At 56.9% G+C, this 13,858-nt stretch carries 12 protein-coding genes; 3 read left to right on the forward strand and 9 right to left on the reverse strand.

Translation table 11 applies throughout. The annotated features are described in order from the left end of the window. On the forward strand, positions 1 to 1,194 hold a 1,194-nt coding region (locus VL197_16330; GenBank protein ID HUJ19554.1), incomplete at its 5' end, for a hypothetical protein. 190 nt (positions 1,195 to 1,384) lie between these two features. Here VL197_16330 and VL197_16335 read toward each other — a convergent pair. The 9 genes from VL197_16335 to VL197_16375 form a co-directional block, all read right to left on the reverse strand. After that, positions 1,385 to 2,626: an MFS transporter gene (locus VL197_16335; GenBank protein HUJ19555.1), complete on the reverse strand. Its 1,242-nt coding sequence runs from the start codon at positions 2,624 to 2,626 to the stop codon at positions 1,385 to 1,387. 110 nt (positions 2,627 to 2,736) lie between these two features. After that, positions 2,737 to 3,291 carry a DsrE family protein gene (locus VL197_16340; GenBank protein ID HUJ19556.1) on the reverse strand — a complete coding sequence of 185 codons (555 nt, stop codon included), beginning with the start codon at positions 3,289 to 3,291 and terminating at the stop codon, positions 2,737 to 2,739. 343 nt (positions 3,292 to 3,634) lie between these two features. Then, complete coding sequence (locus VL197_16345) at positions 3,635 to 4,042, reverse strand: response regulator (GenBank protein HUJ19557.1); 408 nt, start codon at positions 4,040 to 4,042, stop codon at positions 3,635 to 3,637. Between the two features lie 73 nt (positions 4,043 to 4,115). Continuing rightward, positions 4,116 to 6,368, reverse strand: coding sequence for a PAS domain S-box protein (locus VL197_16350; GenBank protein HUJ19558.1), 2,253 nt, complete (start codon positions 6,366 to 6,368; stop codon positions 4,116 to 4,118). A 92-nt stretch (positions 6,369 to 6,460) separates the two neighbouring features. Beyond that, positions 6,461 to 6,814: a circadian clock KaiB family protein gene (locus tag VL197_16355; protein HUJ19559.1), complete on the reverse strand. Its 354-nt coding sequence runs from the start codon at positions 6,812 to 6,814 to the stop codon at positions 6,461 to 6,463. Positions 6,815 to 6,824: 10 nt separating this feature from the next. Next, entirely contained in the window at positions 6,825 to 7,169 is a 345-nt protein-coding gene (locus VL197_16360; protein ID HUJ19560.1) for a circadian clock KaiB family protein, read from the reverse strand. Between the two features lie 87 nt (positions 7,170 to 7,256). Beyond that, a complete protein-coding gene (gene kaiC / locus VL197_16365; GenBank protein ID HUJ19561.1) occupies positions 7,257 to 8,966 on the reverse strand; it encodes a circadian clock protein KaiC in 1,710 nt (569 codons plus the stop codon). 454 nt (positions 8,967 to 9,420) lie between these two features. After that, positions 9,421 to 9,693, reverse strand: coding sequence for a hypothetical protein (locus VL197_16370; protein ID HUJ19562.1), 273 nt, complete (start codon positions 9,691 to 9,693; stop codon positions 9,421 to 9,423). 96 nt (positions 9,694 to 9,789) lie between these two features. Beyond that, complete coding sequence (locus VL197_16375; protein ID HUJ19563.1) at positions 9,790 to 10,197, reverse strand: PaaI family thioesterase; 408 nt, start codon at positions 10,195 to 10,197, stop codon at positions 9,790 to 9,792. A 384-nt stretch (positions 10,198 to 10,581) separates the two neighbouring features. Between VL197_16375 and VL197_16380 the strand changes: the two genes are divergently transcribed. Then, entirely contained in the window at positions 10,582 to 11,925 is a 1,344-nt protein-coding gene (locus VL197_16380; GenBank protein HUJ19564.1) for a phenylacetate--CoA ligase, read from the forward strand. A gap of 101 nt (positions 11,926 to 12,026) precedes the next feature. Continuing rightward, positions 12,027 to 13,775, forward strand: coding sequence for an indolepyruvate ferredoxin oxidoreductase subunit alpha (iorA, locus tag VL197_16385; GenBank protein ID HUJ19565.1), 1,749 nt, complete (start codon positions 12,027 to 12,029; stop codon positions 13,773 to 13,775). The last annotated feature ends 83 nt before the right edge of the window (positions 13,776 to 13,858 follow it).

Below are 13,858 nucleotides of genomic sequence, written 5' to 3' on the forward strand. Positions count from 1 at the left end.
TCCGCAGACTACGGGTCGCAATCTTCGCAAAGCCAACAGGCCCCTCCTGTAGCCCAGACGCTGGTGCGCGAGGGCGATTTCGCCATCAAGCTGGCTGTCAAACTGAACCTTGGTTCACCCACCGACGAATCAAGCGCTGAAACCCTCCTCGCCGAGGCCGGCATCGTGCCGCTGAACGGGTGGCTCTCGGACTATCCCGTGACACCCGAGATCGTGGGCCAGATCCAGGCCGCGATCGCACAAGCGGCGAGCGATAACAAACTGCAGATGAGTACTGACGAGGCTACGCGCGGGCTCTATTCGCTGATCGCGGAGGAGAACCTCCCGACCCCGGCCGGCGCAGGAAACATGCCAACAGAGGCGCCGCAAGCGGCGACGGCGCCGTCCAACCCAACCATGATCAACAACTACTATTATGATCAGGGGCCGCCCATTGTCACCTACTATCCGCCACCGACGGACTACGTTTACCTTTATGACTGGGTGCCCTACCCGGCATTCTGGTTCGGCGTCTGGTTCCCGGGGTTCTATATCTGCCATACCTTCACGACCGTGGTCGTGCGCCCGCCGTTCTTTGTCGGACCAGGCGGGAGGCACGTCTTCGTGGGTGGTGGCAGGCACCTGGTGACCAACCACGCGTTCGATCCCGTCACCAGGACACGGGTGCTCGTTTCTCCCGTCACGATGACAAGAGAAGGCCATGTGAGGCCCATAACCACGCTCAGGACCGGGGACGGAGACCGGTTCAGGAGCTTCTCCGATATGCATCAGAGGACAGCCCTGGCGGGGCTTCGTGACGTCACCCCGGGAGCCTCGATGAACCGAGACCCCAGAATAACCGCAAACAACACACCTGATGCCAGGAAGAGCGCGAGCGACATTTACTCCAGGAGCATTCAGGGACAGCGGGCCAATCGGGGCCCGGAAGGCAACATCTCGAACCGAGAAGTTCGCCGCTCATCATCGCCTGTCGCAGGGGACAGGACTTACTACGGCGCAGGTTCCGGCGGTTATAGAGGTGCGCGGTCTTCTATCTCATCTCGCTCGCCGGAAAGGCAATTCTACGCGCCTGCTTACCGTAATGACGGCCGGGTTAGTGTGCCGAGCCAGCGTTCCGGGTCGTTCAGGGGCGGTTCTGTAACGCGGACGCCGTCCTATCGCGGCGGACAAGGGGGCAGGCAGGTGCGGGGTTAGGTAAACTATCTACAGCAGGCAGGCACCGATGACACTATCCAAGTGGACCGCGGCTCTGCACTGAAACTAATTACCTGAATAGCATGGGCTACGGAGGAAAGTTGCATGAAGCTGGTAAATAAGCGCTTCGCAGCCGCTGCATCAAGAGATGCGGCGGCTTTTTTTTGACCCAGGCATTCGATCCCGGGACCTAGGCGTCGTGCGGCTTGCGGAGAAAGCTCGTGAGCAGGATCGCGGCGGCTGCAAAGGCCGCTGCCATGAAGAAACTGGACGAGAAGCTGCCGGTCCGTTCTGCCAGAACCCCGGCTATCGACGGCCCCGAGATCTGGCCCAGGCCGAAGATGAAGGTGATGAAGCCGAAGGCCGCGAGAGCCTTGTCCACGCCCACGTATTCGCTCACCGCAGCCACCATGATCGAAGGGATTGACCAGGCCACGACGCCGTAGCATCCGATGGACAGGTAAAGGAAGATCGGCGGAAGCTTTGCCGCGACCAGCAGGTAGGCGAGCATCTGGAGCGAGAACACGATCATGAGCCCGGCCCTCCTGCCGAGCCTGTCCGAGAGCGTGCCGAAAACCGGCCCGGAGAAGAGGCTCAAGAATCCCACCCAGGACCAGAAATTCCCCGCGATTGCCTCGGAAAAGCCCCGCTCCTTCACGAGCGCGGTCACGATGAAGGTAGCGTAGATCACGTAGGTGTACCCGAACAAGAAGTAGATCGAACCGAGCAGATAGAGCGTCTTGTTTCTGTAGATGCTGCCCCCATCAGCCGCTGACTGCGGGACGCACGTCATCTCCCGGTCTTCGCTGCCGAGCGGTACGAGCCCTCGCTCTTCGGGCTTATCCCTGAGAAAGACCTGCGCGACCAGCGCGATCAATGCCACGATGCCCGCCAGGATCAGCCAGTTCGTTCTCCAGCCCTCCGGCCCGATGGCCCTGTTCACGGCCGGGATCAGTTTTCCGGAAAGAATGATCGCGAACCCGCTCCCGATCACCACGAACCCGGCCGCCCGTCCGCGGATGCAGCGGTCGAACCACGCGGTGATGAGCCCCATGACCGGCACGTTCGCGGCGCCGCTTCCCATCCCGGTGATGAAGTACAGAATCAGGATAGCGCCGAAGCCGTGCGCCCGGCTAATGAGCGCCATGGTAAGGCAGATGGCCACGAGCGCGATGACGATCAGACGGCGGGAGCCGGTCCGCTTCGCGATCCTGCCGCAGAGCAGCACCGAGATCAGGTAGCCGATGAAGTTGCCGGTGCTGATGAACCCGATCTGGGAATAGGAGAGGCCGAGCGAAGCGGCCATGGACGGGAGCAGCATGCCGAGTGCGAATCGTCCTAAGCCGAGGCACGCCAGGATACAGAGCGTGCCGGTGACCACGATCACCCAGGCATAGTGGAACGGAAGGCGCGAGGCTTTGGGATCAGACATGGAAGGGACTATAGCATGACCTGAACGAATGGAAAAGAGAAAACTCCCTGTTGCTCCGGCCTGCACGGGCGAGCGTCCCGACGCACGCTCAGCCCGATGCATCGCCCGCGCTAAGGCGTGATCTGCAGGTAGCCGGATTTTTCGAGATCAACGATTGCGCCGATGCCGGTGACGACGACCCTGCTGAAGGGGAAGAGGTCTTCGGGCCGATAGCCTCTTCCTTTCATGGTCATGGAGCACTCGTACATCTTTACCCCGCCCTTGCTCATCGCCTCGAGCACTCCCCGGTTGGGATTGCCTGTTGCCTGCTGTTGGGCGACTCGTTTGGCGTAGGCGTCATCGTTCAACAGCGCAGACCCTCCATCTCCCCGGAAGACCATGACGATCTCAAAGTCCTTCCCCGGAAGCATGCCGGAAGAAGTATAGTTGTCGAAGAGGTTCTTGACGCCCATGACCTGCCTATTCACGCCGTTCGAGAAGATCTCGGCGGAATTTATCTGTGCAACGACCTTGATCCCGGTCTTGTTGACGATATCCAGGGGGGGCTTCATGCTTTCCGTTGTTCCCGCCGGGGGTTCGGCAAAAACAGGGGACCAGGCACCAAGGATAACCAGGACACAACTCGCCACTAGGTATATTTTAAAGATGCTTTTCCGTATTTTCATTGACATCCTCCCTTTACACTGCTGCATGCGCTTTCTCCGGCGCAGCGATCAGCCCATGCGAGCCTGATCTAATGATAGCAAATTTTACGCCGGGGAGTAAGCGTCTCCAGGGTCAGTATTTAACGTTAGCACTATCCTCGTTCATTCAGAATTATACTCATGGATAAGGAAGCGAGTATATCATGTCGCGTTGCTTGCCACGATTGAGTGGATTGCGAAAGCGTTATAAGGTGGCACTATCTGGAACATGAGCGGTCGGGCTGTCGAAGAGTACACTTACTTATCCGCAATTAAAATGACGAGGGCAAAGAATCCTGGTTGAAACATAATAGTATTGATTTTTTCACAGATGACGCGTATTCCCATCCAGCCAGCGTTCTAAGTGGCATTCTAGATCCTCCCGGAATTGATTGAGGTCTATTGCTTTGTGCAGAAAACCGTCTGCCCCCGCCTTGAAGGATGCCTGTTTGTCCGATTCCAGATCGGAATTCGTGACGATGACCACGGGAATGCTGCTCAAACTCGAGTCTTCGCGTATCTTGCGCAGGACCTGGAGACCATCGATCCCGGGCATTTTCAGGTCGAGAAGGATTAGGGTCGGCCGTGTTTTTTCATCCCGGATGAGCGCGAGGCCTGCTTCTCCGCTCACAGCGACTTCCATCCTGAAATCCCGCCCAATCTTCACGAGTGCCAATTTCGTTATCAGGACGTCGTTCTCGTTGTCATCGATGATGAGGATTGTTGGTAGCATTAAAATCTCCACTGGCTGAGAACCGCATACGGATGGTTAGTGAAGAATGAAGATATTGGCATGTGTCTTGCGGTTATTCACTCAGTCCTTGCTCCTGTCCGAGCGTGAAATAGATCGTGGCCCCTTTATCAACTTCTCCCTCGGCACAGACCTTTCCTTCGTGTCGGCGAATGATCCGATCGACGATGGCGAGGCCGACTCCCGTTCCCTCGAACTGTTGTTCGGTATGGAGCCGCCGAAAGGGTAGAAACATCTGTTCGGTATAAGCAGGATTGAACCCGGCGCCGTTGTCTCTGACAAAGTAAACAGTCTCCGCGTCTTTTTCAATGGCCCCGAACTCAATGTGCGCATTCTCAGTCTTCGAAGTGAATTTCCAGGCGTTATTAAAAAGGTTTGTAAGCGCTATCATCATGAGGTTGGGATCAATAAATGCGCGCAGTCCTTCAGCGATGATAACTTCGACGTTTCTCGCAGGAGCGGTTTCACGGATGCTGCGCATAGCGGCAGACGCCAGACGGCTCAGATCAGAATCCCTCCGCATGATATCCTGACGTGATATGTGCGACAGCCGCAGCAGATCTGCAATAAGCTGGCTCATTTGGTCAGAGCTTTTTTTGATGCGGTCAAGATAGTCCTTACCTCGCGCATCGAGGCTGTCCGCATACTGGTCATATACCATTTTGGCGAATCCCGATATGTGCCGAAGGGGTGCTCGCAAGTCATGCGATACTGAATGGCTGAAGGTTTCCAGTTCCTTGTTCGCAGCTTCCAGCTCCAGGTTTCTTGCCGCCATGTCTTCGGAGAGTTTCTGCAAGTCCGCCTCCGCCCGCTTGCGCTCGGTAACATCACTGGCGGCACCGAACCATTCGACGATTTCGCCGTTCGCATCCATCCGCGGGATCGCACGCGAGAACGTCCAGCCCAATGTACCGTCCACTCGCAAGACCCGGTGTTCCAGCTCGAAGAAGCTCTTGGTCCGAATGGCTTCGTTGAAGACCGCCTGTACGTGCGACTGATCGTCCGGGTGAATGTATTCCTGAAGCCAATTGCGGTTTGGCTTCCCTGTGTCGGCGATAAAATCCCGGCCACGGAACTGGTACATCTCGCTCCAATCCGGACTCATGCGATATATGACATCCGCGCTGGCCGTCGTCAGTGCGCGGAAGCGCTCCTCGCTTTGTCGTAGCGCCTCTTCCGCCAGCTTGCGTTCGGTGATGTCTCGATGAATGCTGATGAACCCGATGGCTGCGCCCTTTGGACTCATAACGGGAGCAACGTGAGTTTCGCCCACAAACATTGTCCCGTCCTTGCGATGGTACTGTAATGCGAAGGCGGGCTGATTTTTTTTCACATGAAATTTGTATCGTTCCCCTTCGATTCTTTCAAAGTCGTCCTGATTCGCGTGCAGAATCCCTGTCGTTTTCCCCACCAGTTCGTCCTGGGAATAACCGAACATCGTCGATGCGGCCGGGTTCACAAGAAGGATCCGTCGCTTTGTATCGGAATAGATCACGGCATCGGACATCGAGTTGATAAGGGTCCCAAGTTCCGCTGTTTTTGCGGCGAGTTCTTCATTGGTCGCAAGAAGCTCTTCATTGGCGGTTTGAAGCTCCTCGTTCACCGTTTGAAGCTCTTCGTTCATCGCCTGAACCTGTTCGGTCTTTTGATCCACCATGCGTTCAAGATGCCGCCGATAGTTCGATAGTTCTGCCTCGGTGCGCTTCCGTTCGGTGATGTCGGTAACCACGACGAACACCCAGCACTCCGCTTCTTGCATCCGGGCACTTGCCGATATGTAGGTCGGGATTTTCCGGCCGTTGAAATCCAGCTCTATTTCGGTTTTTGCTTCTACTTCAACCGCCTGCTCCCAGAACGTTTCGAATTTCCTCCTGTCTTTATTCGAAACCATGTTCTTGAACGATTTGCCGACCAGCATGCCGGAGCGTGAGCCCGCGATATTTGCGAAAGCCCTGTTGCAGTTGATGATGGATCCGGTTTCTGTCAGGGAGAGTGCCCCTTCGTTCATGGACTCTACGAGAATGCGGTATGGCTGCTCAGCGCCCCTGAGCGCATAGACCTGATCTCCCTGGGGTCCTGAAACGACAACGGCGTCGACTTCGCCTTTCCGGATTGCGGTCAGGGTCTCTTCCGCTTCGCTCAGGCGAAGACGAAGGTCGGCGACTTCGAGAAGAAGAGAAGCCTTTGCATCATTCTTCGACCGGGATGCGCGTGACGCGGAAGTTTTGGCGGGCTTGCCTCGCTTCTTCGTGCTTTTTCGCGAGTGCGCCGTGGTATGGTTGGCTTCTTTCAATTTTGTCTTTTTCATCGTATGTTCCTCGGAATAAATGCGGGCGACGGTCGAAGACTCAGTGCTGAGGAATGAGAAAAATCAATTATTCACAGCCTTTTACTTTCAGGTCAGTCCTGATGCGTATTTATCGGCCTCAAATCCAAGCCGATTAGGATCTTGTCCGTGTCCGACATATCGCCGATGAATCTTCGGAGCGGCAGCGGAAGCTTCTTGATGAGCGTAGGCGCGGCGATGATCTGTTCGCCCTTGGCAAGGACGGGCTGTTGAAAGACGTCGATAATATCGAGTTCGTAGTGGCCTTTGAGGTGTTCCTCGCAGATCTGCCGGATGTTCATGATGGCCTTGGTTGAACGAGGAGTGGATCCTGTAATGTACAGCTTGAGGACGTATTTACGGCGATCGCCGACCTTGGAGGTCTTTTTCAGATTTTTCGCAAACGACTTTATTTGAGATGCCGTCATGTGTTCTCCTCTATTTTGCCGGGCGCAGGTCGAGTCCCACGAGGACCCGTTCGGTATTTGAAAGGTCACCGATGATCTTCCTGACCGGGACAGGCAGTTTCCTCACGAGGGTCGGGACCGCCAGTATCTGATCGCCCTTTGCCAGTTGCGGATTCTCGAGCAGGTCCACCACCTCGATTTTGTACCGGCACAGCATGTACTTTTCACAGATTTTTGTCAGATTCTGAAAGGCCGCGATGGACTTGGGCGTCTGTCCCGCGACGTAGAGCTTGAGGTTCCACAAGTCGGACGGAACCTCCTTTATCTTTTTGACGGACGGTTTGGCAATTCGCTTTGTGGTGGATTTTTTCTTCATCATTATCCTCCGGGTAATTGAGAACTGTTGAATGTACTTCGGCTTCTTCACGGGTTTAATTCCGCAGTCCGCAAGCTAACATGGTTCTCACGCGTCCGCCTTCCGTTTCTTCGCGAGTATCCCGCGGTCGGCTGCAAGAATCTTATCCTTTATTTCCTGCTGAAGGATCGCACTCTTGAGCTCCTGCTCTTTTGAGTCGTACTCTGCGCGAAGTTCGCTGATTTTCGCATCCATAATCTTCCGGTTCCGGTCAAGCTCCATCTTTAAGCGGCCTGTTTCCTGCGAACGTGCAAAGGTCTCTGCCTCGTCCTTGCTCTCCTGCATCAGGCGGGCCGCGCCGGTGTAGACCATGCCGGCCCCGACGTATACGTCAGTCAGATCGATGCCCTTGTTCGAGATGACGAATTCCCGGACCTGGTTGGAATGCGCCATGCCCCGAGACTTGAGGATATACATCACCCTTGTGCGTTCGCCATTGTATTCGGATTCGCGAAGCAGGAGCCAGGAGTCCATGATGGACGAGATGCCGACCTCGGTCATTTCGATGGGCGAACTGCCGTGGGTGAGACTCGTGCAGAGGCTTGTTATACCCCGGGCTTTCAGGAAGTCCAGGAGCCGCATGAGCATGTTCTGCACCTCGGCGTTTGAGCCAATGGCCGTAAGGTTGGAGACGGGGTCGAATATAACGAATTTGGGCTTTTGTTCAAGGACCAGTTTGTGAATCGAAACGAGATGCATTTCAAGACCATAGAAGGTCGGTCTGGTGCTGTGAAAATAGAGGAGTCCTTTTTTCACCCACGGTTCGAGGTTGATGCCGATGGACCTGCCGTTTCTGATGATCTGGTTCATCGATTCCTCGGCCGCGAGATAAAGACACGATTCGCCCCGTTTGCACGCCGCATTTGCAAGATGCATGGCGATGCTCGTTTTGCCCGTGCCTGCCGTGCCTGAAACAAGGACACTGCTCCCGCGATAGAAGCCTTTGCCGCCCAGCATGATGTCGAGTCGCGGGATGCCGCTCGATAAGCGTTCGGTCGAGGCGGGATGGGCGAGGCTCACGGACGTGACCGGCATGACTACGATGCCCTGCTCGTCGATGAGGAAAGGGTATTCGTTCGTGCCGTGCAGCGAGCCGCGGTACTTTACGATCCGCATGCGGCGGGTCGAGATCTGCTCAGTTATGCGGTGGTCGAGCATAATGACGCAGTCGGCCACGTATTCCTCGAGCCCGTGGCGCGTGAGAGTCCCTTCGCCGCGTTCGGCGGTGATGATCGCGGTGACCCCTTTTTCCTTGAGCCAGCGGAAAAGCCGCCGGAGCTCAGCCCGGAGGATGTTCGGGTTCGGGAGACCGGAGAAAAGCGCTTCGATGGTGTCCAGGACTACCCGCTTCGCGCCAGTTGTGCGTATCGCGTGGTCGAGACGAACGAAGAGTCCCTCCAGATCGTATTCGCCGGTCTCCTCTATCTCGCTCCGCTCGATGTACACGTAGTCGATGAAGAGTTTTTTCTTTGTTACCATGTCCTGAATGTTGAAGCCCAAGGAGGCGACGTTCTTTGCGAGTTCGTCGGCGTTCTCTTCGAAACAGACGAAAACGCCCGGCTCATTGTATTCCTGTACGCCGCGGACGAGGAATTCCATCGCAAGGAGCGTTTTGCCGCAGCCAGCGCTCCCGCATACGAGCGTCGGCCTTCCCTTGGGAAGACCTCCTCCAGTGATCTCGTCGAGCCCCTGGATGCCGGTACGCACTTTCGCCAGCCCTGGACCGGATAGCACCTTGTTCAGTTTCGATTTTGCCATGTCCATCCCTCCACGAACAATAGTAACGAGTTAAAAACAAACAGAACATCAGGCGAATTATATCCTTTTCAGGGGGGGGGGGACAACTCCTTTAGAATGTGCGACTGAAGGGGCAATCTTATTGTTTATGCAGAATGTTGCATAAACCAGACTTTGATCCAAGTGAGGAGATGTTAATGAATTCGAGTTGAAAATTTATGTGGTGCACAAACTGGAAACTACGACGACTTCAGGAAGTTGACTTGCGAATGCCCGCACCAGTTCCCACAACAAAGACTTCTTATAACTTTATTGTGAAGTTGCAGACATCATCACCCCTGCCGATCGAGCGTTTAATCTCTACGTTAATCTTCTTTTTCGACACCTGTGAAAAAATTGTTTCCATCATGCCTTGTGAGCAATAACATTGAACGGGATGAAGTTCGATCAATCCGGATCGAACGAGCGGGCAACCTCATTCACCGAATATTCCCCTGATAGTATTCCCTTCAAACTCCCATCTGCCTTGCAGGTTGCGTTTGTCGCGAACCATGTTCCATCCAGTTACCAAATCTTCTATGGAGCTTACTTCCCTCCCTAGATGTTTTTCGCAAAGCGACAGCAAGTCTGCCGCGCATGCCTTCACGGCTGGTTTCATTATCGAGTATTTCGTATTCTGGTCAAGCTGATCAATGCTTTCATGAAGACGTGCCACCCAACTTTTATTCTTGTTTAGAGGAATGTTCATTATTACCTCCAGCATAAGTGGAGTGAGGCGTCAACGCTACTTGTCTTTATCCAGAAGGATATCAACCATCGTTTCGCTGTCACTGTCATTGCAGCTTCATCGCACCATATCTTCAATGCTTTCCTTCTTGCGGTACACCGTACCCTGGAACTGGGCGATCCTGTTTCCCTGCTCATCGAAAACAGGGATCAGGTAGGTCGCCAGCTTCGGGTTGAGCGACACCTCTTCTGCCTCGGCGATCAGGGTGCCGCCCTTTACGGCCTTGAAGTAGGAAATACTGACGTTAATCGCCATGGCGAGCGTGCCGTGGGAATTGGACGCCACAGAAAAAGCCGCGTCAGCCAGCGAGAAGATGGCGCCCCCATGCACGGTTCCTGCGCTGTTCAGATGATGGTCCCGGATCGCCATCCTGGCCCTGGCCTTGCCCCGGTCATAATCTATCATTTCAATGTCCAGATGCTTTGCGAAACGATCTGCGTCAATGAATTTTTTCACGATATCCACAGGCAATTCCTTTCGTAGAAAAAAACGCACGAAGCGTCTTCGAAACAGAGGCAAGAAAAGGAAGGTTAAAACGACGTCTCGCGCAAAGGCGCCAAGGTCGCAAAGGAAATAAAATACTATGAAATATTATCAAGGGTGATGCGTTTAGCGTCTTTGTGCGAACTATGCGTCTTCGCGTGGGAACGATTGACCTCTCCCTGCGGGTTCTGCGCCCCGGCAAGCAACAATCTCCCCCGACGCCATCATTATAACAAATTATCACCCTCCCGCTCAAGAGGTCAGATGATTTTCTGTTTACAAATCCGTGCATTCTGGTTTATAATTAGCGCTGTTTCTGCGCACAATCCCGGTTTTTTGTGACCGATCTTTCCCGAGGAGCCCCCCATGCCCTGGAACGCCGAAGAATCCCTGTCGCGGCAGGACCTGACGAAACTGCAGAGCGAGCGCCTGCAGAAGGTGTGCGAGCGCGTCTATGCCCGGGTCCCCTTTTACAAGAAGAAGTTCGACGAGAAGAACGTCAGGCCCACGGACATCAAGGGCAGCCAGGACATCACAAAGCTGCCCTTCACAAAGAAGTCGGACCTTCGCGACAACTATCCCTACGGCCTGTTCGCCGAGCCGCTCGAGAACATCGTCCGCATCCATGCTTCCTCGGGCACGACGGGCAAGCCCACCGTGGTCGCCTACAACCGGAACGACATCAACCTCTGGGCCGACGTGATGGCGCGCACCTTCACCTGCGCGGGCGTGACCAATAAGGACGTGGTCCAGAACGCCTACGGCTACGGCCTGTTCACCGGCGGCCTGGGCGCGCACTACGGCGCGGAGCGCGTGGGCGCCTCGGTCATCCCGATCTCGGGCGGCAACACGCAGAAGCAGATCCTGCTCCTGCAGGACTTCGGCAGCACGGCCATCTGCAGCACGCCGTCCTTTGCCCTCTACATCTACGACGTGGCCTGCGAGATGAAGATCAACCTCGATACGATCAAGCTCAAGGTCGGCCTGTTCGGCGCGGAGCCCTGGACCGAGGAGATGCGAAGGGAGATCGAGGAGCGGCTGCGGATCAAGGCCATCGACATCTACGGACTTTCGGAGATCATCGGGCCCGGCGTATCGTCGGAATGCATCGAGGCGCAGGACGGCCTGCATCTCAACGAGGACCACTTCTATCCCGAGATCATCAATCCCGGGACGGGCGAGCAGCTCCCCTACGGGCAGGAGGGCGAGCTCGTTATCACGAGCATGTCCCGCGAGGCCATGCCGCTCATCCGGTACCGCACGGGCGATATCACGAGCCTGAACCCCGAGAAGTGCGCCTGCGGCAGGACGCTCGTGCGCATGAGGCGCGTGCGCGGCCGGGCCGACGACATGCTGATCATCCGCGGCGTGAACGTATTTCCGTCGCAGGTAGAGTCGGTCCTGCTCAGGTCCGAGGAGGTCGCGCCGCACTACATCATCGAAGTGAACCGCAGGGGACGGCTGGATGAGGTGAACGTGAACGTGGAGGTGTCCCCCAAGTTCATGGAGGACATGGCGAACAAGGTGCTCTCCACGGACCTGAAGGCCTTCGTCCAGGAAGAGGAAGAGCTCATCCGGCTGAAGCACGAGATCCAGAAGAACATCAAGGACATCATCGGTGTGAACACCGAGATCACCCTCCGCCCGCCGAACTCGATCCAGCGCAGCGAAGGCAAGGCCAGGCGCGTGATCGACAACAGACCCAAGTAAAAAGCGAAAACCATTTTCTTCGCAGAGGCGCGGAGTTCGCGAAGCAAAGGAAAGACGGAACCCTGTCTCGCGCAAAGCATTTCATTCATGAAGGAGTGGCTTTGAAGAAATCGATCCTTTCCGGTAACGAAGCCATCGCACGGGGGTTCATCGAGGCCGGCGGCAAGCTCGCCGCTGCCTATCCCGGCACGCCGAGCACCGAGGTGCTCGAAACGCTGTCCCGGGAAAAGGGCATCCACGCCGAGTGGTCCGTGAATGAGAAGGTGGCCCTGGAAGTTGCCATCGGGGGCTCGCTCTCGGGTGTTCGCTCCATGGCATGCATGAAGCACGTGGGCGTGAACGTGGCAGCGGACCCGCTCATGACCGCGGCCTACACCGGCGTCAACGCCGGGCTCGTGCTCATGGCCGCCGACGATCCCGGCATGTTCAGCTCTCAGAACGAGCAGGATACGCGCCACTTTGCCCGGCAGGGCAAGATCCCCTGCATCGAGCCGTCCGATTCCGGCGAGGCGCTTCTCTTTGTGAAGGCGGCCTTCGAGCTCTCCGAGGCCTTCGATACGCCGGTCATCCTGCGCACGACGACCCGGATCTCGCACTGCAAGAGCGTGGTGGAGGAAGGCGTGGCCGAGTCGCCCGCGGGCCGCGGGCTCGCAAAGGACTTCGGCAAGTACGTCATGCTCCCGAGCAACGCCAAGAAGCGGCATGTCTTCGTCGAAGACCGGCTGGTCCGGCTCCGGGCTTGGGCCGAGACCTCGCCGCTGAACAGGATTGATGAGGGCGACCGGTCGGTCGGGTTCATCACCTCCGGCATCTCGTACCAGTACGTGCGCGACGCGTTCCCGGAGGCGGCGGTGCTCAAGCTGGGCGTGACCTTTCCGCTCCCGGAAACGCTGATCCGGACGTTCGCCTCATCGGTCGTGAAGCTGGCCGTGGTGGAGGAGCTCGACCCGTTCCTGGAAGAGCAGATCAGGGCCATGGGCGTCACGGTCCATCTCGGGAAGAACGTGCTGCCGCTCTGCGGGGAGTTCAGCCAGCGCCTGGTGCGCGAGAAGATATCGGGAACGCCGCTCCCGATGAAGGAGCCGGCAGCCGGTCTCCTGATGCGGCCGCCCACGTTCTGCCCCGGTTGTTCGCACCGGGGACTCTATACGGTGCTCGCAAAGCTCAAACTCCACGTTTCCGGCGACATCGGGTGCTACACGCTCGGCGCACTGCCTCCCTTTTCGGCCATGCACACCTGCATCTGCATGGGCGCCAGCATCTCGGCCGCCCACGGCATGGCCAAGGGGCTCGGGCTCCAGAGCGTGCGGCAGAAGCCCGTGGCCGTGATCGGCGACTCGACCTTCCTGCACTCCGGCATTACCGGCCTCATCAACATGGTCTACAACGGCGGCGATGCGATCGTCATTGTCATGAACAACGACACGACGGGCATGACGGGCGGCCAGGAGCACGCGGGCACGGGCCGCTCCGCCCAGGGAGGCGAAGCGCCGCGACTCGACATTCCGAAGCTCTGCCAGGCCATAGGCGCGAAGCGGGTGCGCGAGATCGACACCTACAAGATCAAGGACCTCGAGAAGATCGTAAAGGAAGCGCTCGAGGAGAAGGGTCCCTCGGTCCTCGTCTCGAACCAGCCCTGCGTGCTTCGCTACCGCGTATCGAAGAAGGCCTACACCGTCGAGCGCGCCGGCTGCGTCGGGTGCAAGGCGTGCCTCAAGGCGGGATGCATCGCGCTATCCTTCACTCCGGAGGGCAAGGCCGGCTACGTCGAGATCGATCCGCTCCTGTGCAACGGCTGCGGCGTCTGCGCCCAGCTCTGTACGACGGGGTCGATGAAGACGGCCGGGTAGCACGGAGCGAGGACTTCTCTCGTAGAGGCGCAAAGGTCGCGGAGGAAACTGAAGATTCGGATAAAGACATGATTTCCACAGAG

It is taken from the genome of Nitrospirota bacterium (genome assembly GCA_035516965.1).
Taxonomy (GTDB): Bacteria; Nitrospirota; UBA9217; order UBA9217; family UBA9217; genus MHEA01.

Coding starts and splice junctions, on each gene's coding strand:
- VL197_16335 (HUJ19555.1), bottom strand. CDS start 2,626: ATGTCTGATCCCAAAGCCTCGCGCCTTCCGTTCCACTATGCCTGGGTG.
- VL197_16340 (HUJ19556.1), bottom strand. CDS start 3,291: ATGAAAATACGGAAAAGCATCTTTAAAATATACCTAGTGGCGAGTTGT.
- VL197_16345 (HUJ19557.1), bottom strand. CDS start 4,042: ATGCTACCAACAATCCTCATCATCGATGACAACGAGAACGACGTCCTG.
- VL197_16350 (HUJ19558.1), bottom strand. CDS start 6,368: ATGAAAAAGACAAAATTGAAAGAAGCCAACCATACCACGGCGCACTCG.
- VL197_16355 (HUJ19559.1), bottom strand. CDS start 6,814: ATGACGGCATCTCAAATAAAGTCGTTTGCGAAAAATCTGAAAAAGACC.
- VL197_16360 (HUJ19560.1), bottom strand. CDS start 7,169: ATGAAGAAAAAATCCACCACAAAGCGAATTGCCAAACCGTCCGTCAAA.
- kaiC (HUJ19561.1), bottom strand. CDS start 8,966: ATGGCAAAATCGAAACTGAACAAGGTGCTATCCGGTCCAGGGCTGGCG.
- VL197_16370 (HUJ19562.1), bottom strand. CDS start 9,693: ATGAACATTCCTCTAAACAAGAATAAAAGTTGGGTGGCACGTCTTCAT.
- VL197_16380 (HUJ19564.1), top strand. CDS start 10,582: ATGCCCTGGAACGCCGAAGAATCCCTGTCGCGGCAGGACCTGACGAAA.